This window comes from Bacillus sp. SIMBA_154, from assembly GCF_046536015.1.
GTDB lineage: Bacteria > Bacillota > Bacilli > Bacillales > Bacillaceae > Bacillus > Bacillus pumilus_P.
The window spans coordinates 42,164-59,413 of record NZ_JAWJBV010000012.1; the positions used below are offsets into that span (position 1 = coordinate 42,164).

At 40.8% G+C, this 17,250-nt stretch carries 19 protein-coding genes and 1 pseudogene; 2 read left to right on the plus strand and 18 right to left on the minus strand.

The features are described from left to right. Positions 1–37 precede the first annotated feature (37 nt). The 3 genes and pseudogenes from R0K30_RS15275 to R0K30_RS15285 form a co-directional block, all read right to left on the minus strand. A pseudogene (locus R0K30_RS15275) lies at positions 38–637 on the minus strand (ABC transporter ATP-binding protein); the annotation flags it as partial. Positions 638–897: 260 nt separating this feature from the next. Further along, positions 898–2,112, minus strand: a complete 1,215-nt coding sequence (gene fdhA / locus R0K30_RS15280) for a formaldehyde dehydrogenase, glutathione-independent (RefSeq protein ID WP_099727725.1) — start codon at positions 2,110–2,112, stop codon at positions 898–900. A gap of 430 nt (positions 2,113–2,542) precedes the next feature. Beyond that, on the minus strand, positions 2,543–3,145 hold the full coding sequence (locus R0K30_RS15285; RefSeq protein WP_326839039.1) for a class I SAM-dependent methyltransferase: 603 nt from the start codon (positions 3,143–3,145) through the stop codon (positions 2,543–2,545). 267 nt (positions 3,146–3,412) lie between these two features. Here R0K30_RS15285 and R0K30_RS15290 point away from each other — a divergent pair, with 267 nt between their 5' ends. Further along, entirely contained in the window at positions 3,413–3,538 is a 126-nt protein-coding gene (locus tag R0K30_RS15290; RefSeq protein WP_099727727.1) for a YjcZ family sporulation protein, read from the plus strand. A gap of 43 nt (positions 3,539–3,581) precedes the next feature. Here the strand turns inward: R0K30_RS15290 and R0K30_RS15295 are convergent, their stop codons facing one another. From R0K30_RS15295 to R0K30_RS15325, 7 genes are all read right to left on the minus strand, one after another. Then, positions 3,582–3,749, minus strand: a complete 168-nt coding sequence (locus R0K30_RS15295) for a hypothetical protein (RefSeq protein ID WP_180275522.1) — start codon at positions 3,747–3,749, stop codon at positions 3,582–3,584. A gap of 159 nt (positions 3,750–3,908) precedes the next feature. After that, positions 3,909–4,043: a YrzI family small protein gene (locus R0K30_RS15300; RefSeq protein WP_008342648.1), complete on the minus strand. Its 135-nt coding sequence runs from the start codon at positions 4,041–4,043 to the stop codon at positions 3,909–3,911. Positions 4,044–4,488: 445 nt separating this feature from the next. Next, entirely contained in the window at positions 4,489–4,719 is a 231-nt protein-coding gene (locus tag R0K30_RS15305; RefSeq protein ID WP_099727728.1) for a YrhC family protein, read from the minus strand. Between the two features lie 72 nt (positions 4,720–4,791). Continuing rightward, entirely contained in the window at positions 4,792–5,940 is a 1,149-nt protein-coding gene (locus R0K30_RS15310) for a bifunctional cystathionine gamma-lyase/homocysteine desulfhydrase (protein WP_327925171.1), read from the minus strand. A gap of 1 nt (position 5,941) precedes the next feature. Beyond that, positions 5,942–6,865, minus strand: a complete 924-nt coding sequence (locus R0K30_RS15315; RefSeq protein WP_410611539.1) for a PLP-dependent cysteine synthase family protein — start codon at positions 6,863–6,865, stop codon at positions 5,942–5,944. A 46-nt stretch (positions 6,866–6,911) separates the two neighbouring features. After that, positions 6,912–7,607 (minus strand): 5'-methylthioadenosine/S-adenosylhomocysteine nucleosidase, encoded by a 696-nt coding sequence (gene mtnN, locus R0K30_RS15320; RefSeq protein WP_099727731.1) that lies wholly within the window; start codon positions 7,605–7,607, stop codon positions 6,912–6,914. 15 nt (positions 7,608–7,622) lie between these two features. Further along, positions 7,623–8,264 carry a class I SAM-dependent DNA methyltransferase gene (locus R0K30_RS15325; protein ID WP_410611541.1) on the minus strand — a complete coding sequence of 214 codons (642 nt, stop codon included), beginning with the start codon at positions 8,262–8,264 and terminating at the stop codon, positions 7,623–7,625. A gap of 185 nt (positions 8,265–8,449) precedes the next feature. Here R0K30_RS15325 and R0K30_RS15330 point away from each other — a divergent pair, with 185 nt between their 5' ends. After that, complete coding sequence (locus R0K30_RS15330) at positions 8,450–8,653, plus strand: YrzA family protein (RefSeq protein WP_008358500.1); 204 nt, start codon at positions 8,450–8,452, stop codon at positions 8,651–8,653. Positions 8,654–8,743: 90 nt separating this feature from the next. On the opposite strand, the gene R0K30_RS15335 is transcribed toward R0K30_RS15330, so the two are convergent. From R0K30_RS15335 to mltG, 8 genes are all read right to left on the minus strand, one after another. Next, on the minus strand, positions 8,744–9,409 hold the full coding sequence (locus R0K30_RS15335; RefSeq protein ID WP_410611544.1) for a YrrS family protein: 666 nt from the start codon (positions 9,407–9,409) through the stop codon (positions 8,744–8,746). Positions 9,410–9,476: 67 nt separating this feature from the next. After that, a complete protein-coding gene (locus R0K30_RS15340) occupies positions 9,477–11,219 on the minus strand; it encodes a peptidoglycan D,D-transpeptidase FtsI family protein (RefSeq protein ID WP_099727734.1) in 1,743 nt (580 codons plus the stop codon). Between the two features lie 50 nt (positions 11,220–11,269). Then, positions 11,270–11,743 carry a transcription elongation factor GreA gene (gene greA / locus R0K30_RS15345; protein ID WP_099727735.1) on the minus strand — a complete coding sequence of 158 codons (474 nt, stop codon included), beginning with the start codon at positions 11,741–11,743 and terminating at the stop codon, positions 11,270–11,272. A 639-nt stretch (positions 11,744–12,382) separates the two neighbouring features. Continuing rightward, on the minus strand, positions 12,383–13,015 hold the full coding sequence (gene udk, locus R0K30_RS15350) for a uridine kinase (protein WP_249705020.1): 633 nt from the start codon (positions 13,013–13,015) through the stop codon (positions 12,383–12,385). A 7-nt stretch (positions 13,016–13,022) separates the two neighbouring features. Then, a complete protein-coding gene (locus tag R0K30_RS15355) occupies positions 13,023–14,291 on the minus strand; it encodes a peptidase U32 family protein (protein ID WP_410611547.1) in 1,269 nt (422 codons plus the stop codon). 20 nt (positions 14,292–14,311) lie between these two features. Then, entirely contained in the window at positions 14,312–15,241 is a 930-nt protein-coding gene (locus R0K30_RS15360; protein WP_410611549.1) for a peptidase U32 family protein, read from the minus strand. After that, positions 15,238–15,903 (minus strand): O-methyltransferase, encoded by a 666-nt coding sequence (locus tag R0K30_RS15365; RefSeq protein WP_099727739.1) that lies wholly within the window; start codon positions 15,901–15,903, stop codon positions 15,238–15,240. The genes R0K30_RS15360 and R0K30_RS15365 overlap by 4 nt, the downstream gene beginning before the upstream one ends. Positions 15,904–16,119: 216 nt before the next feature. After that, positions 16,120–17,202 carry an endolytic transglycosylase MltG gene (mltG, locus tag R0K30_RS15370; protein ID WP_099727740.1) on the minus strand — a complete coding sequence of 361 codons (1,083 nt, stop codon included), beginning with the start codon at positions 17,200–17,202 and terminating at the stop codon, positions 16,120–16,122. Positions 17,203–17,250: the final 48 nt, after the last annotated feature.

The window sequence follows — 17,250 nt, forward strand, 5'->3', positions numbered from 1 at the left end:
TGAAAATAATCTCTCTTTGATTTTCGACAAGTTCACTTAATTCACGTTGATCCCCCATAGCAATGATAGAGCCATGATCCATAATGGCCATTCTTTCGCATAAATATTCGACTTCCTCCATGTAATGACTAGTATAAATCATTGTCATTCCTTCACTATTTAGCGTTTTGACAGTTTCTAGTATATGATTTCTAGATTGGGGATCTATACCTACAGTGGGCTCATCCATGATTAATAGTTTCGGTCGATGCAAAATAGCACATCCGATATTCACTCTTCTTTTCATCCCTCCTGAGAATACTTTCACTTTATCATTTGCTCTATCTTCAAGACCGATTAACTCAAGCGTTTCTTGTACTCTGCTTTTTAACTCCTTTCCTTTGAGTCCGTACATTCTCCCCCAAAACATTAAATTTTCCTTTGCTGTCAAATGTAAATATAAAGCGATCTCTTGCGGAACAATGCCAATCAATTGCTGCGCATGTTTTGTTTCTTTGTTTAAATCTTTACCTCCAATCGTCACAGTGCCGCTTGCTGCACGAATAAGCCCTGTCATAATGCCAATTAATGTAGATTTCCCTGCACCATTTGGTCCTAATAACCCAAACGATTCTCCTTTTTTTAACTGAAAGGACACCCCTTTTAGTACCTGTTTATCCTCATAATTTTTTTGATGTCATTTACTATAAGCAATGATTTCTCTCCCCTATTTTTCCTATAGTCAAGCAGAATATATGGTATGACCTTCATCTAAAGAATAATATTTCCAATTCATTCATTTTAACATGTTACAAATGCAGGAGAATAGTACAGGTCTGTTTAAATTTGAAAACACAAAAAAACTTACAGGATTTGCTTTCCTGTAAGTTATTTCTCCAGCTTATTTTAAATGGATCATTATTTTGAAATCATCCCATGCGGGTCAATCACAAATTTCTTCGCCACACCCGAATCAAAATCACTATATCCTTTAGGGGCTTGATCAAGGTCAATGACGGTTGCATTGACGGCTTTGGCGATTTGTGCCCTTCCGCTTAAAATGGATTTCATGAGACTGCGGTGATATTGCATGACAGGGGTTTGGCCTGTCACAAAGGTATGCGCTTTGGCCCAGCCAAGTCCAATTCGTACTTTAAGAGAACCGACTTTTGCATCCTCATCCACTGCACCTGGATCTTCTGTGACGTAAAGCCCTGGGATTCCAAGTTTACCGCCAACTTTTGTAATATCCATAATGGTATTTAAAACGGTCGCAGGTGCTTCTCCCTGATCTCCATGACCTGAAGCTTCAAAGCCGACACAATCGACGGCACAGTCGACTTCTGGCTCTCCTAAGATATTCGTAATTTGTTCGCCGATTCGATCATGCTTTCGTAAATTGATCGTCTCGCAGCCAAAGCTTCTGGCCTGCTCCAGCCTTTGCTCATTCAGATCGCCAACGATCACAGCAGAGGCGCCAAGGAGCTGAGCGGAATGTGCTGCTGCAAGACCTACTGGCCCTGCACCAGCAATATATACGGTAGAGCCCGGCTTTACTCCAGCCGTATAAGCACCATGAAAACCTGTCGGGAAAATATCAGAAAGCATCGTCAAATCCAGTATTTTTTCCATTGCCTGATCTTTGTCCGGGAATTTGAGCAGCTGGAAATCTGCATATGGAACCATGACGTACTCGGATTGACCGCCAACCCAGCCGCCCATATCCACATATCCATAGGCGGAGCCAGGACGATCCGGGTTTACATTTAAGCACACATGGGTTTTTTGTTCCTTACACATGACGCAGCGTCCGCAAGCAATATTAAACGGAACTGACACGAGATCACCTTTTTGAATAAACTCCACATCTCGTCCAACCTCAACGACTTCACCTGTAATTTCATGACCAAGGACAAGTCCCTCAGGTGCAGTGGTACGCCCTCTCACCATGTGCTGGTCACTTCCGCAAATGTTTGTTGTCACCACTTTTAAAATGACGCCATGCTCACATTTGCGCCCAACATTGGCTTTAGGTACACCCGGGCCATCCTTTAAGACCAAATCAGGGTATCCAATATCCTCAACTGCTACATTTCCTGCCCCTTTATAAACGACACCTTTGTTTCCCGACATGTTTCCATTCCTCCCTTTTTGTTTAAAAATGAAGTCTCTACAATTTTCTCTATTTCTCGAGCAATTCCCTTCTTCAAACCGCACATTGACTCAAAAAGAAGGAACCAAATGTCTATCAGGGAGAGAAAGATGTATCTTCCAGTCAAATAAAAAAGAAAATATTGAAAAAAAAGCTAAACTTTTGCAGAACGGTGTCGATATAAGGAATAAGCCAGACAGGTATCCTTAATCGACAAACAAATTCCTTATATATACTATCATTCCTTACACACCTGGCTGGCCCCTTTATATGAAATGAATGCAAAAGGCTCAGGCTCTTCTCATGAAGAGCCTTTATTTGTTGACACTGTCGCCTTCACACGCAAAGAGGCTCCTCTGACGAAGAGCCTCTTTTTTGAAGTGCTTGTTCATTACCTGGGAAATATTTTCATCATTTTAAGGCTTTGATACAGATGTATGTATCATAGTGATAAACCGAGACGTCTCTAAAGTGATACGCTGAAAATAGGCGGCTGATCTCTTGTTCACTGTACGATGAGAAAGACTGTGACCGTTTTTGTTCCTTCATCAGCTCCTGTTTTTGAAAAGATAAGAATACTTCTCCATCCACTTGAAGGACGCGGTACACTTCCTTCATCACCTGTTCGATATCCGGCAAGTAATAAATGGTCTGCACCGTAAATAATTTATTGAATGATCTGTCTTCAAAAGGTAAATGCTCAGCCTTACCAAAAGTAATGACGGCTTTGTCCTGTTCCACAAGCTTCTTATTTTTTCTTTTTGCATATTTGATCATATGACGAGAGGCGTCCACTCCGTACACTTTTCCTCGGTCGAGTTTTTCTGCTACTTTTGATAATGTCATGCCTCTTCCGGTACCGATTTCTAAAATTCGGTCATTTTCTTGTATATTTAAGAGTTGAATCGTCCATTGATTGATATTATGATGATTTTTTTCCATATAGCGGGCAACCCATTTTGAGAACAAGCCTTTTGGTTCTCTCATTTGTTTTCCAATCCAGCTTTGAATCAATGTTAACACCTGCTTTACACCAGTAAATAAAACTATTTACGAATTTTCTTACTTTTCATATCGGTTCTCACCTAACAAAAGTTAAGACCTAGTCCTAATTTATTTGTCCTTTATTAGACGGCACCTTTTCAGAAAATGTTTCGCATGACTTAAAAAATATTTGATTGAATAGGCGTTTTCATTAATTGTGCAAAGATTGCTTTCGTTTTCTGCATGAGCTGCATATTTTATGAATGTATCTTGATTAGATAAAGGTGGTGCTAGATTATGGGCTTTGGCGGTTATTCTGGAGGCAACTGCGGTGGCTACGGTGGCGGTTTTGCAGGCGGATTCGCATTGCTTGTTGTACTCTTCATTTTGTTGATCATCATCGGTGCAAGCTGGATTTGCTAATGTAAAAGGAGCAGGAAACGTCATTGTTTCCTGCTCCTTTTCTTTAATACCAATAAGTTGGATAATTGTAATTGTACATATAGCGTCTGAGCATTTCTTGCTGCTCTCTTTGCATTCGGTATGGATTGCCGTACCCGTGCTTTAAGGAATGCGGAATGGACGCATACCCGTGCCCCACTGACGGAAACCTCATATATGGTGACATCGACATTCATTGATCACCTCACAATCTCCTTTTACGGTTATCATATGTGCAGGTGATCAATGTGGAGCGTGTCTAAACCTGGTCCTTCTCCCTTGTATAACAATCAAGCATTGCAAGCATCATAAACATGTCAATCTCCTCCTTTTCATCTTTTTTCTTTTCCTTTTAGTTCATATACTTTAGTTGTTTCTGCTTCATTTCTTCATAAAAAGTTTCGACTTGCTGTTCATAAAGAACGGTTTCAATGTCTTTGTATTTACGCTGAATAGTCAATGTAATAAAAAATAAATGGATTGTCATCTACGCTCACCTCCCTTCAGTTCGCAACACGCGAAATAGCCCGCAGATCTTCTTTATCAGTTGACCTGCGGGCACACAAAAATGCAGATCAAAAGACAGTGTCTTTCAACCTGCGATGGATGATGCGTGAAAAATCCTCGTTTACTTAAACAGTTTTGAAGCGTGCACCGTAATAGGTAAAGGAAGGACACGAGCTCTTCCACAGGCTGATGACATGATGAAATTGTTTGTTGAATTGATCACAAGTAGATACGAATAACATATTCTTCAGCCTCCTTTACATTTTTTAATTACTTTGTAAGTATATCCAGCAAGCACCATTTTGTAAACCTGTTTTTAGTCATTTAGGTGTTTTTTGTGTTTTTAACTAAATTTCTACAGTCATTCTTGTCCCTTTGTCCAATCAATAAAAAAGCCCCCTCATCACATGAGGAGACTTTTCGAATTAATCTTCATCTAGTTCTTGTAGTTTCTTTTGAAAAAAGATCGCACGTTTTACACAAAGAAAAGCTGCTAATAAGAACATACAATCTACTGCCATCATCAGCATTTTTGGAGATGCTTCGATGTGCTGGTTAGGTAAGATCGTACCAATATATAAAAAGGTGCTGACAGCAAGCAAAATAAAAGCGTACTGCTTGTAATCTGTCACTAAACCACTCCACTTTTTCTTCACTTGTTTCACCTTCCCGTATTCAATGTCTATTCATAGCTTAACATAGTGAAAGAAAGCGAGGAGCATGTAAATCTATCCATTCGCTAGTGCGTCAAGCCCTTGTTCGATATCATGCAGTAAATCATCAACATCTTCAATGCCGACTGAAATACGAATTAAACCATCTGTGATGCCAAGCTCTTCTCGTCGATCTTTTGGAATGGACGCATGGGTCATTCGAGCAGGGACAGAAATTAAGCTTTCAACCGCTCCAAGGCTTTCTGCTATTGTAAACAGCTTAAGCTGGCTTAAAAACTCATCGACATTTTCTTCTTTTCCAATATCAAAAGAGATCATTCCGCCGAAGCCTGTTGCTTGTGCTTTCACCAGTTCATGACCTGGATGAGTGCTCAGACCTGGATAATAGACACGTGTGATCGCTGGATGTTGTTCTAAAAATTCGGCGATTTTCTGCGCATTTTGTTGATGTGCTTCCATTCTTAGTCCAAGCGTTTTCATCCCTCTCATGAGAAGCCACGAATCCTGCGGTCCAAGAATACCGCCTGTCGAGTTTTGAACAAAGTGCAGTTCTTCTCCAAGCTCTTTCGTTGCTGTCACGACAAGTCCGCCCACAACATCACTATGGCCGCCTAAATATTTTGTGGCACTGTGCAGGACAATGTCAGCCCCATATTCAATTGGCTTTTGGACATACGGCGTGAAAAATGTATTATCCACAATCATCAAAATGTTGGCTTCTTTTGTGATGTGGCTGATGGCTTTTAGATCGGTCATTTTGAGTAAAGGATTAGTCGGCGATTCAATGTAAACGGCTTTTGTTTCAGGTAAAATCGCTTTTTTCACCGCTTCAGGATCACTTGTATCAACAAAGGTAGCCTCAATGCCAATACGATTGAGCACCTTCGTGATCACGCGGTAGGTCCCGCCGTACACGTCGTCTGTCAGAACAATATGATCCCCGCTGTTAAACAGCATCATCACTGCTGTAATAGCAGCCATCCCGGAACCGAATGCGTAGCCGTTTGCTCCTCCTTCAAGTTCACTTATGACTGTTTCCAGTGCTGTTCTTGTTGGGTTCGCTGTTCTGGAATATTCATATCCTGTATGTTCACCTGCTTTCGGCTGCTTATAGGTGCTCACTTGGTAAATGGGGACAGACACGGCGCCTGTTTTTTCATCACCAGTTGTTCCGCTGTGAATCATCATTGTTTTTGGTTTCATTCTATTTTCCTCCCTCATAAATTCCTTTACTTAAATACCGCTCACTGCTGTCAGGAAAAATGGTGACAATGACTGTGCCAGGTGCTGCCTTTTTGGCTTCCTCTAAAGCGGCAAATAACGCGGCGCCAGAAGAGCTTCCTAGCAGAATGCCTTCTTTTTCAGCGGCTTCCTTTACCATTCGGAACGCATCATCGTCACTGACGATGTAAATCTCATCAAATAAAGACGTTTCCATATAATCTGGAATAAATTCAAGGCCAATTCCTTCCGTTCTATGGGGACCTGGCTTTCCGCCATTTAAAATGGATCCATCTGGCTCAACAATAACCGTTTTTAACGCCTGATGTTGCTCTTTTAAATAGGCGGCACATCCTTGAAAAGTCCCTCCAGATCCTGCTCCTGCCACGAAAACATCAATGTTCCCTTGTAAGTCAGACCATAATTCTGGGCCGAGCGTTCTGTAGTAAGTCAATGGATTTACTTGGTTTTTAAATTGTAAAACACAATAGGCATTGTCAAGGCTTGCCTCTAGTTCAAGGGCTCGATTAATCGCACCTTTCATGCCCTCTTTTCTTGGTGTATGAATAATGTCTGCACCAAGCGCCTTCATCAGCTGTTGTTTTTCTTGACTAAAATGTTCTGGTACACAAAAAATGGTGCGCAATTGATGCTTCCTTGCGTTTAAGGCAAGCCCAATTCCTGTATTTCCAGCAGTTGCTTCAATAATAGTTCCGCCTGGCCGCAATTTGCCAGATGCCAACGCCTCTCTTATGAGCATGTCGCCTAAACGATCCTTAATACTTCCACCTGGATTCATCATTTCAAGCTTTGCATACACGTCAACACCTGCCGGAACCCCAATCCCTGACAGCTTTAGAAGTGGTGTGTGACCAATTAATTCTGTAATATCCTTTATGACAGCCATATGTTTCCCTTCCTTTGCATGGAAAAGAAGGGGGAAACCCCTTCTTTTATTGTGTTTGCTTTATCATACGCAGGACAAGATCTGTTGAGTGAATCGCTGCTTGCTCAAGAAATTGATCAAAGGAGATATTGGATTCTTTCCCCGCAATATCCGATAGCGCACGAACGACAACAAATGGCGTTCCAAAGAGCTGGCATACTTGTGCAACGGCCGCTGCCTCCATTTCCACCGCATATAGCTCTGGAAACTTCTCTCTCACAAACGCTACACGATTCGGATCATTCATAAACGAATCTCCTGTTGCAATCGTTCCTTTTGCCACTTGAATATGATCGATCTCTAAAGCAGATTCCTCTGCCAGTTTCACAAGCTTTTCATCTGCGACAAAAGCAGCTGGCAATCCTGGCACTTGTCCGTATTCGTAATCAAAGATTGTGACATCTACATCATGATGTCTGACATCTGTAGATATGACAATATCACCTACATTTAATGAGTGATGGAAACCGCCAGCAGATCCAGTATTGATCACATAATCTGGCTGAAAGCGGTCAAGCAGCAGTGTTGTGCTGACCGCCGCATTCACTTTTCCAATTCCTGATTTTAATAAAATCACTTCTTTATCTTCATAAACACCTGTTGTAAATTCACACCCAGCGATGTTTTCTTGTGCTGCATTCTTTAGTTGATCTCTTAAAATCGTGACTTCTTCTTCCATTGCACCTATTACTGCGATTTTCAAATCAAAAACATCCTTTCATTCCCTTTTCTTCGCCTCTACGATCCAAACAAAATCATTCATTTGATGAAAAGATGTGCTAAAACCTTCTTCTTCGAAGATTTGCTTTAACACATCAATGGATGGATAGTATTCCGTTTCTAAATCCTCTGCAAGCTGGTCGAATCCAGTGGCTTTGGCTTTGTCGATTTCAGCTTGATGTGCTGCTTGATTTTGAAACATTGTATCAGCAAAGACTATTTTACCACCTGAGTGAAGGAAGTTGCCATAGGTGTGAATGGCTTGTTTTTTTTCTTCGTCCGTTAAATGGTGGAAAGCATATGAGCTGACGATCGTATCGGGCTCAAATGGTGGCGCTGGAAACGATAAAAAGTCCCCATCATGAAACACATTTGGTACTCCTTTTTGAAGAGCCGCTTTCTTCATGGCGTCTGATGGTTCAACGCCAAACACGTTCTTATCTGCTGCAAGCAGCACAGCCGTTAGATTACCCGTGCCGCTTCCAAACTCAAGCACATATTGACCCGAACGTCGAGCAATCTCATTTAGAATGGCCGGATACCGGCGGAACACTTCTTCATACTGCTCGTCATGACCACTTACAGTGTCGTCATAAGACTCAGCCCAATGATCAAATAAAGAAAGAAACTCACGTCCCATTTTCTTCCCCTCCACTTTATCTATTTATTCCTATGCGTATAGTATGTTTTATTCCGTCGAACAGTTCCTATCCTACCACAACTTCTGTTTCTTTCCTACTAAAAAATACAGGGGGGGTAGAAAAATATTTGCCCTTTTGAAAGAGAGAGATTAAGATGAATGAAGAGCATGGAGGGGTGAATGAAATGGATTTTCAACTGGACTTTTTAAAGGACAAAATTGAATTTTTTGAGGCAGCGTCTTTAAAAGAGCTTGAACAAAAGATCCAAAAACAAATTGAACATAATCAGGCGATCCTGCTAACCGTTCATTCAGTGAGTCATCAAACAACTGTGATCGATGACCGGATTTTGTATACAGCGGTTGTTCATTTTAAAGCGAATGTCTAAATAAAAAAGAAGACAAAAGGCTAAAAATAAAGATCATTTTAGCCCTTTGTCAACAATCTGAGATAGCATGTCTGCTATCTTTTTTCATGTTTATTTTAATTTTTCAACCTTCACAGGTTTCCAGCCTTTTTCATCCACCCACGTAATTTCCACGCGGTAGCGCTCACCTGTTGATTTATCACGGATGGTTCCCTTTGCATCTTGAGGTCCTCCGTTATTTCCTAACCAAAGAACAGTCATTTGATCCTCTGAAATTCCTGTCGCATAGGACATGGCTTTGATCATTTCTTTCCAGTCTTTTGATTTAGAATCATAGGTCGCTGTATGTGAACCGGATTGCTCTGTTCCTACAGGCTCCCAGTCATCGTTTTCGTATGTTTTGTCTACGTCACTCGTTTTACCGCCGTCTGTTTCTTTGGCGTCTTTTAACGCATCTTTGCTCGGCTCGTTTTCATCATCCGTTTTCTTTGTATCGTCGTCTTGATCGGATGAGTCATCTTTTTTTGCATCTGAATCATCGGATGTATCTTTCTTTTGATCTTTCACATCTTCTTCTGAGTTTTGTTTATTTTCACTCGATGCAGGCGCCGTTTTAGATGGTGCATCCGCTACATCTGTATCTTTCGGTTTATTAAAAATTAACAAACTCGATGCGACAACCAAAATAAGCACTACAACAATACCAATTAATATGTTAAGCACCATATTCGCCTTTCTGCGCTTATCACGATGTTCAAATCGAGAATTTCTACTCAAAATCTCTGCACTCCTTTGCCTCTGTTCCCTAAGTCGTTACTATTCTAACATGACATGAAGGGATGTTCTATGTCTGTTTCTTTTCAATTTCATTGACCTTTTTTACAATATCATAAAACGCATCATTTGTCTTAGCCCGTCCACTTGTCTCGTCAAGGTGAACAACGACAAGGGCGTATTTTGGTTTTTCCACCGGAAAGTATCCAGCAAACCACTTATGATAAAGGGGATTCCCCTTTTTGTCTTTACTGCCGGTTTGAGCAGTGCCTGATTTCCCCGCCATATCGAATGGCAAATCTTGAAACCTTCTTCCTGTTCCTTTGTCAGACGTCACCACCTGCCTTAAGTACTTTTGCAACTTTTGAGCTGTATAGCGGTCAATGCTGTCTCCTTCAGATCGTTTGTTTTGAAAGGATAGCATCGTTGTTCCGTTTTGATACAGCACTTTATCTGCAATTCTCACTTCTTTTCGTTCTCCGCCTCTTGCGATCGTTGCCATCATATTGGCGATTTGCAACGGAGTCGTTTTGACATTTTTTTGACCTATCGCTGTTTGCGCAATGGCTTTTTTGACATGCTTGTCTCTTTTATCTCCCCACACACTGCCTGTTTCTTCACGATCAAACTGTTTGAATTGCTGCTTATGGTATACCTCCCCTTCCCAGCCAGCTCGATCAATAAGTCCAAGCTTTGAAGCCGTCTTTTCGATGATTTGATCATCTGTTTGGATGAGCTGACCGGCGAGTGTTGCAAAGGTATAGTTACAGCTTTGCGCAAAGCTCTCAGACAGATTCAGCACTTCCTGTTTTCCTTCTGGCTCTCCATATAAATTCTTTCGACAGTCATACATGGTTTGTGGCTGGTCGAGGTTTTTTTCGATCGCTGCTGCAAGCACAGCGGTTTTAAATACAGAGCCTGGTGCAATGGCTGTCAGCATGTAATTTCTTGCTTCATGCCGGTTTTTGCTTGTGACATTCGGAGCACTCGCCATGGCCAGCACACTGCTGTTTTGAATATCGAGCAGAACAGCTCCGCCTTTTTCAACGCCTTGTTCTTTGAGAACCTTCTCCATTTCGGCTTGCATGTCTTCATCCATTGTTGTCTGAACCTGAAGTGGATAAAACGAATGAGCTTCTGCTGTATATTTGACGTCCATCCCAAACAAAGGGTTTCCCCTTCCGTCCACATGATATAACAATTTTGTGTCTTGCTCGGGTAATAGAAATTCGTCAAAGGTACTTTCCAGCCCAAATGTGCCAATTTCTGTTCGGATGGAAAGCCCTTTTTTATCAGGATAACGCTTTCTCAGTAATTCTGGATTCTCGCTTGTGAAACCTAATGTGTGGAGGGCAAGTCTTTTTTTGTCCTTCTCTTTCATATATACGCCGTAAACACCTGAATATTTCATATCATTGATGTCTTTCAGCTTTTTTTTCGTCATGTCCTCTTTTAGAATAAGAGGTTTTTTGGTTTCTGTTAGCTGTTTTTTGAGTTCGTCTTCTTCCATTTCAAGAATAGAGGCGGTTTGCTTTAAGTGAGGAAGATCATATTGCAAAAAAGGAAATAAGATGATCGCTGGCTGTTCTTTTGTGAGAAGTGCTTGGCCATTCCGATCTAAAAATTCGCCGCGTCCGTCTGAAATGACCACTTCTTCTGTTCGCTGTCTGACACTTTCTTGTATTAAATTGATATCAAGCTTTGAAAAAGATTCTGTGAAAAACAGCTGAATTTCTGCAAGTCTGATAAGAAGACCGAGCAGCAGCATAAAAATAATGGCACCTGTCCATTGAATTCTTCTTTTTTTGCGCATAAAAACACCTCGTCCCTATTGTGGACGAGGTGTTTATCGTATAAACGTGATTATGAAATTTTTACAATTTGGACGAACATTTCTCCGCCAGGTGTTTGAACGGTTACTTTGTCATCTACTTGTTTGCCTAATAGGCTTTTTGCAATTGGTGAGTCGTTTGAAATCTTTCCTTCAAACGGATCAGCTTCTGCACTTCCAACAATCGTATAAGATTCTTCTTCTCCGTCCGGTAATTCAACGAATGTCACCGTTTTACCAAGTGAGACAACATTTGAGTTCCCCTCATCCTCGATAATTTTGGCATTACGAATCATATTATCAAGCGTTGTGATACGACCTTCTACAAACGCTTGCTCTTCTTTAGCAGAATCATATTCCGAGTTTTCAGAGAGGTCTCCGAAGCTTCTAGCGATTTTAATACGCTCTACAACCTCTTTACGTTTAACCGTTTTCAAATGTTCAAGCTCTTCTTCTAATTTACGCTTTCCTTCTTCTGTCATTGGAAATACTTTCTCGTGTGCCATGAATCATTCACTCCTTCTATTAATCCTCATCATACAAGCTTTCTGCACGTGAGTGACGACTGAAATATACAAGAATGAGGACATGTGCAGGCCCTCATTCTTTCTGTCCCATATTCGTAAAAGTCCATCTTACATGGCGTCCCTTTTAGATGCAACTATTATGCCTTTTATTTTGGCAGGACCACTCGCGGTTTAAAGATAATTTATCTTCATCGCACAAACTGTGGAAAGGCACAGGAAGCTCCTGTACCTCGTTCGGCCATTTCGATCATATGTAGAAGAATATCTTATCCATTCTTCATCTTTCAATACATAATATGGTCAGTGTACGATATGTCTATGCTATATTATTACAAAATTGCATTTTGATCAAGAATTGTTTGAAAATTTGTGATGATTTGTTTGTCATTTTTTCAATATACTTTTACAACTTCATTCTTTCACTATATGATGGTGATTTTTCCACTTCTGCTTTTCTTCATTGTTTTCCTATCATATCAAATCTTTCATTCAATGTTTTACTTCTCAAAATGCTCAAATATCATCTACCACTAGAAATAAGTGAAATATTGGTTTTAACTCTCTTTTTGTGATCATGATGCTGAAAAGACCTTTACATTGTAAAGGCCTCTTCACCATTTATTCTCCGCGGTTTTGAAGAATCGTTTGAATTTTTGTGACCATTAAATCTATCGCCACATGGTTTTGACCGCCTTCTGGGATGATGATATCGGCGTAACGCTTTGTCGGTTCAATGAATTGATTATGCATCGGTCTGACAACAGATACATATTGTTCGATCACGGAATCGATAGAACGGCCTCTTTCCTTCGTATCACGTAAAATACGGCGAATGATGCGTAGATCTGCATCAGTATCGACATACAGTTTAATATCCATTAATTCTCTAAGACGTTCATCTTCTAGTGCAAAGATGCCTTCAACGATGATGACATCCTTTGGTTCAACATGTACCGTCTCTTCTGAACGTGTATTTAGTTTAAAATCATAAATTGGTTTTTCAATGGATTCGTATCTTAGCAGCTGTTCCAAGTGCTCAAACATGAGATCATTGTCGAATGCAAGCGGATGATCATAGTTCGTGAGCAGGCGCTCTTCAAATGGCATATGACTTTGATTTTTGTAATATAAATCTTGTTGAAGCATGAGGATGGAATGTCCTTTAAATTTTTCATAGATGGAATTGGTGACGCTCGTTTTACCTGAACCCGAGCCGCCAGCAATTCCGATCACAACTGGTTTTCTCCTCATGGGCCTGTTATTTCCCCTTTCTCATCATGTTGCTAGGGTATACTTTTTGATCAAGCTTAAATTTCACAATTTGCAGCGGATGACGAGCGGCATCTAGCTCATTTCCTTTTTCATCCCAAATCGTCTCAATTTTGAATGTGAAATTCTCAATTTCTGGTCCGAAGAATTCGACTTCATCGCCTGCTTTAAAGAAGTTACGCTGTTGCAATGTCACGATATGTTCTTTTTCATCATAATGAAGAACGAGACCAGCGAAATCAAATGTCGTTTTCTTTCCATGAATGCCAAACATTTGTTCATCCGTTCCCGGTACGCCTTCGAAAAAGGCTGGCGCTGTGTCACGGTTTGCACATTTATCTAATTCATCTAACCATTCCTGCTGAATGACAAAATGATCTGGATCTGCACAATAGGCATCGATGACTTTACGATACACACTCACGACAGTCGCCACATAATGAATCGATTTCATCCGTCCTTCGATCTTTAAGCTGTCAATCCCCATTTCGATCATTTGAGGAATGGATTCGACAAGCTTTAAGTCTTTTGGACTCATCGCAAATGGTGCATCTTCTTCACCGAATAATGGTGCTTCCTCAGAACCTTCTAGTTTATAAAGATCATAATCCCAGCGGCAAGACTGACAGCAGCCTCCGCGGTTAGAATCTCTCGCGGTCATATGGTTACTGAGCACGCAGCGGCCAGAGTAAGCAATACACATCGCGCCGTGAATGAACGTTTCGATTTCTATATCGACCTTTTCTTTCATTTCTCTAATTTCTAGCGCACTTGTTTCACGTGCAAGCACCACACGCTCAAGCCCTTCTTCCTTCCAAAACTGAACAGCTTTCCAATTTGAAAGAGATTGCTGCGTGCTTAAGTGAACTTCCAGCTTTGGCGCCACACGTTTACATGTTTCAATGATCAGCGGATCAGCCACAATTATTCCCGCTACACCAGCGCCTTCAATCCCTTGAAGGTATTCCTCTAGCCCGTCCATGTTTTCATTGTGGGCAAAGATATTTGTTGTCACATAAATCCGTGCGCCGTATTTGTTTGCAAATGCGACGCCTTCTGCCATTTCTTCAATTGAAAAGTTATCTGCATTTGAGCGAAGTCCAAACTCTTTCCCGCCAATAAAGACGGCGTCTGCTCCGTAATGTAAAGCAATTTTCAGCTTTTCCAGGTTCCCTGCTGGTGCAAGCAGTTCTGGTTTTTTTGTAATGACACGTTTTCCATCAATCATTTCAGAAATACCATCCTTTAAAAGTGCCATTTCCTCTGCCTCCTCTTATGTTAATAAACCGTTTCTTTAAAGAAGAATCCTGTATCAATCGAACGATTGACTGGCTGAATGTCTTCAATCTGCTTCACCCAATCATCTTTCTGATCTTCATAAGCCTCTTTGTCAGTCGTTAGCAAATCAATTGCTTTTCTATATAGAGACGTCACCTCTGTCATATAAGAAAGTGACTTTAAAATTCCGTCAATTTTAAAAGAGTCAACACCTGCGTCGACAAACTCCTCTAATTCATCAATCATACACACATCATTTGGACTCATAATATGAGTGCCGTTTGCATCCTCGAAAATAGGGTATTTGTTTTGACGCTCTTGGTCATGAAGGAATAGTCCTTTCCCCATATGACTGCCTTCCACGTCCATTTGTTTGCCCTGGTATTCAAAGTAGTTGCCGATGAGAGTACGTTTCGATTGGAACATACATGTCATGCCATGGACTTGAATTTCGATCTCCACCTCAGCATTTTCTTTGATGTCGATCACACTGTCCATATTCAGCTCTTTGGCAAGAACAGCACGCGTTGCACCTTTTCTGCCCCAGTAGTTACAAGTGTAATAGTTTGTCCCAGTCGTTTCTGTACTCCAGTGAAGATTCAGGCTGACTCCTGTTTCCTTTGCGGCCATGATCACTGCTGGGTCTCCAAAGACGACACCATCCACGTTTAATGCATCGAGAAAGGTTAAATAATCTCCAAGCAGCTGAACACGGTCATTATGAAAAATCGCATTCATGGCCACATACACTTTTTTGTGATGTGCATGTGCAAGCTGAACCGTTTGTTTCACATCTTCTCTTGAAAACTCGCCTGCAAGGCGAATGCCGTATGTCTGTTCACCTATTAAAAATGCGTCAGCTCCCGCCTCGATTAATGGCAGTACGTCTGACACTTTGCTTGGCGTCACAAGCAATTCTGGTTTTTTCATGATTGGTCACCTCTTTTTGTACTAATGGCGATCCCATCTCCAACTGGAATGATACATGTTTGGAAGTCAGGATTTGACATCAGCCATTGATTGTATCGATCAATTTTTCCAATTAATTGTTTTTTTCGTTTATCTTCAATTTCTTCTTCATAATTTGTCGCGACTAAGCCTTTGAATAATACATTGTCTGTAATAATCATTCCGTCATGAGCCAGCATCGGTTCAAACAGCTCAAAAAAGCGTTTATACTGCCCTTTTGCGGCATCAATGAAGATCACATCATAGGGCGCCATCGTTTGGACTGTTTTAGCCGATTCCATGGCATCACCAAAGAACACGTGTATTCTTTCTTTTAATTTTAATTCCTCAATGTTCCGTGTCGCTTCTTCATAGCGTTTCGCATTCCGCTCAATCGTGTAAATCTCAGCATCTGGGAGAGCTGTCGCCATTCTAATCGCCGAATAGCCAATTGCTGTCCCAACCTCAAGAATTTTCTTCGGCTTTTTCATAGAAAGCAGCTGAAGTAAAAGTTCGATGCTCACCTTTTCCATGATTGGCACATGATGCTCTTTTGCATATATCTCTAATTGAGCGATTGCATCAGGACTTGGTTGAATTAAATGTTCAATATAATCATTTATTTGATCATCTTCGATAGTCATTATATGTCTAGCTCCTTCATGACCTGAAAAAGAAGAGTCCTGCCTATTGCAGCTCTCTTTCTCGTCAATCAATCTTTCGTTCATCTAAGTAAAAACAACCCGATATATTTTACCACAAAGAAGTGGTAATTGCGAACCTATAAAATGGATATTTCAACGAAAAAAACTGCAGGCAATCTGGCTATTGTCTACAGTCTTTTCCGTTTCACATGTGCGTTAATTGCTGCCTGTGATGTATTTCGCTTTCGCTTTATTGTGCTCATTTAACGTTTTCGTAAAGACGACTTCTCCATTTTTCTTCGCAAGGAAGTAAACAAAATCCGTTTTCTCTGGATGCAGTGCTGCTTTCCATGAAGATTCACCAGCATTTGCAATTGGACCAGGTGGCAGCCCTTTGTTGATATACGTATTATACGGAGATTTCACCTTTAAGTCTTTGTAATAGACACGGGATTTATGCTCACCAAGTGCATAAAGAACTGTTGGGTCTGTTTGGAGCGGCATGTCCTTTTTCAACCGGTTATAAAACACACTTGAAATTTTTGACCGATCCGTCTTTTCCGTTGCTTCCATTTCAATCAGTGATGCCATTGTTAACACATCGTGTATGGACATGTTTCTCTTTTTCATGTCTTTTTCATATGTTTTCACATATTGATCCGTGTGTTTAATCATTGTATCAATGATTGTTTCGAGTGATTCATCCTCACGATAAAATGGATACGTAGCAGGGAATAAATATCCCTCTAACGGATGTTTGACCTGTTTTCCATCAACCTGTGATGTCACCGTTTTCGGATATTTTTTCATTAACTTTTGAATAAAAGCTGGATCATCCAGCTTCGCTTCAACTTCCTTCGCTGAAAAATTCGTCTGGTTGGCAATGATCGTTGCAATATCAGACAGCTGTTTTCCTTCAGGAATCACAAGCTGAAAGGCGTAATCTGTGCCGCCAGATGTCAGCTTTTGAATGAGCTGGCCCGCGTCCATTGTTTGTTTTAAATGAAAGTATCCTGCTTTAAAGCCGGAAGCTTTTTTGTATTTTGCATAGTAAGTGAAAATGGTGTCATTCGAAATAAGCCCATTTTCTTTTAGGATGCCCGCAATCGCACGGACAGAAGTCCCATTTGGAATATGAATATTAATTGTTTGTTTGCTTTTTTGATCGACCGGTCCGAGTGCTGATTTAACATATAAAAAGCCTGATAATGCTGCAATGATGATTACAGCAAGTACAGATAACAGGACGATCCCCTTTTTTCTTTTAAAAAATGGTCGTTTCTTTTGTTCTGAAAACATGCATGGCCCTCCTCACATCTAGCCTTTATAGTACATGATTCGACGGAG

Excerpts from the sequence above, each read along its gene's own strand:
- R0K30_RS15325 (WP_410611541.1), bottom strand. The coding sequence starts at position 8,264 with ATGGGACGTGAGTTTCTTTCTTTATTTGATCATTGGGCTGAGTCTTAT.
- R0K30_RS15310 (WP_327925171.1), bottom strand. The coding sequence starts at position 5,940 with ATGAAACCAAAAACAATGATGATTCACAGCGGAACAACTGGTGATGAA.
- R0K30_RS15290 (WP_099727727.1), top strand. The coding sequence starts at position 3,413 with ATGGGCTTTGGCGGTTATTCTGGAGGCAACTGCGGTGGCTACGGTGGC.
- R0K30_RS15360 (WP_410611549.1), bottom strand. The coding sequence starts at position 15,241 with ATGAAAAAACCAGAATTGCTTGTGACGCCAAGCAAAGTGTCAGACGTA.
- fdhA (WP_099727725.1), bottom strand. The coding sequence starts at position 2,112 with ATGTCGGGAAACAAAGGTGTCGTTTATAAAGGGGCAGGAAATGTAGCA.
- udk (WP_249705020.1), bottom strand. The coding sequence starts at position 13,015 with ATGAGGAGAAAACCAGTTGTGATCGGAATTGCTGGCGGCTCGGGTTCA.
- R0K30_RS15355 (WP_410611547.1), bottom strand. The coding sequence starts at position 14,291 with ATGGCACTTTTAAAGGATGGTATTTCTGAAATGATTGATGGAAAACGT.
- greA (WP_099727735.1), bottom strand. The coding sequence starts at position 11,743 with ATGGCACACGAGAAAGTATTTCCAATGACAGAAGAAGGAAAGCGTAAA.
- R0K30_RS15300 (WP_008342648.1), bottom strand. The coding sequence starts at position 4,043 with ATGACAATCCATTTATTTTTTATTACATTGACTATTCAGCGTAAATAC.
- R0K30_RS15340 (WP_099727734.1), bottom strand. The coding sequence starts at position 11,219 with ATGCGCAAAAAAAGAAGAATTCAATGGACAGGTGCCATTATTTTTATG.
- R0K30_RS15365 (WP_099727739.1), bottom strand. The coding sequence starts at position 15,903 with ATGACTATCGAAGATGATCAAATAAATGATTATATTGAACATTTAATT.
- R0K30_RS15295 (WP_180275522.1), bottom strand. The coding sequence starts at position 3,749 with ATGTCGATGTCACCATATATGAGGTTTCCGTCAGTGGGGCACGGGTAT.
- R0K30_RS15330 (WP_008358500.1), top strand. The coding sequence starts at position 8,450 with ATGGATTTTCAACTGGACTTTTTAAAGGACAAAATTGAATTTTTTGAG.
- R0K30_RS15315 (WP_410611539.1), bottom strand. The coding sequence starts at position 6,865 with ATGGCTGTCATAAAGGATATTACAGAATTAATTGGTCACACACCACTT.
- mltG (WP_099727740.1), bottom strand. The coding sequence starts at position 17,202 with ATGTTTTCAGAACAAAAGAAACGACCATTTTTTAAAAGAAAAAAGGGG.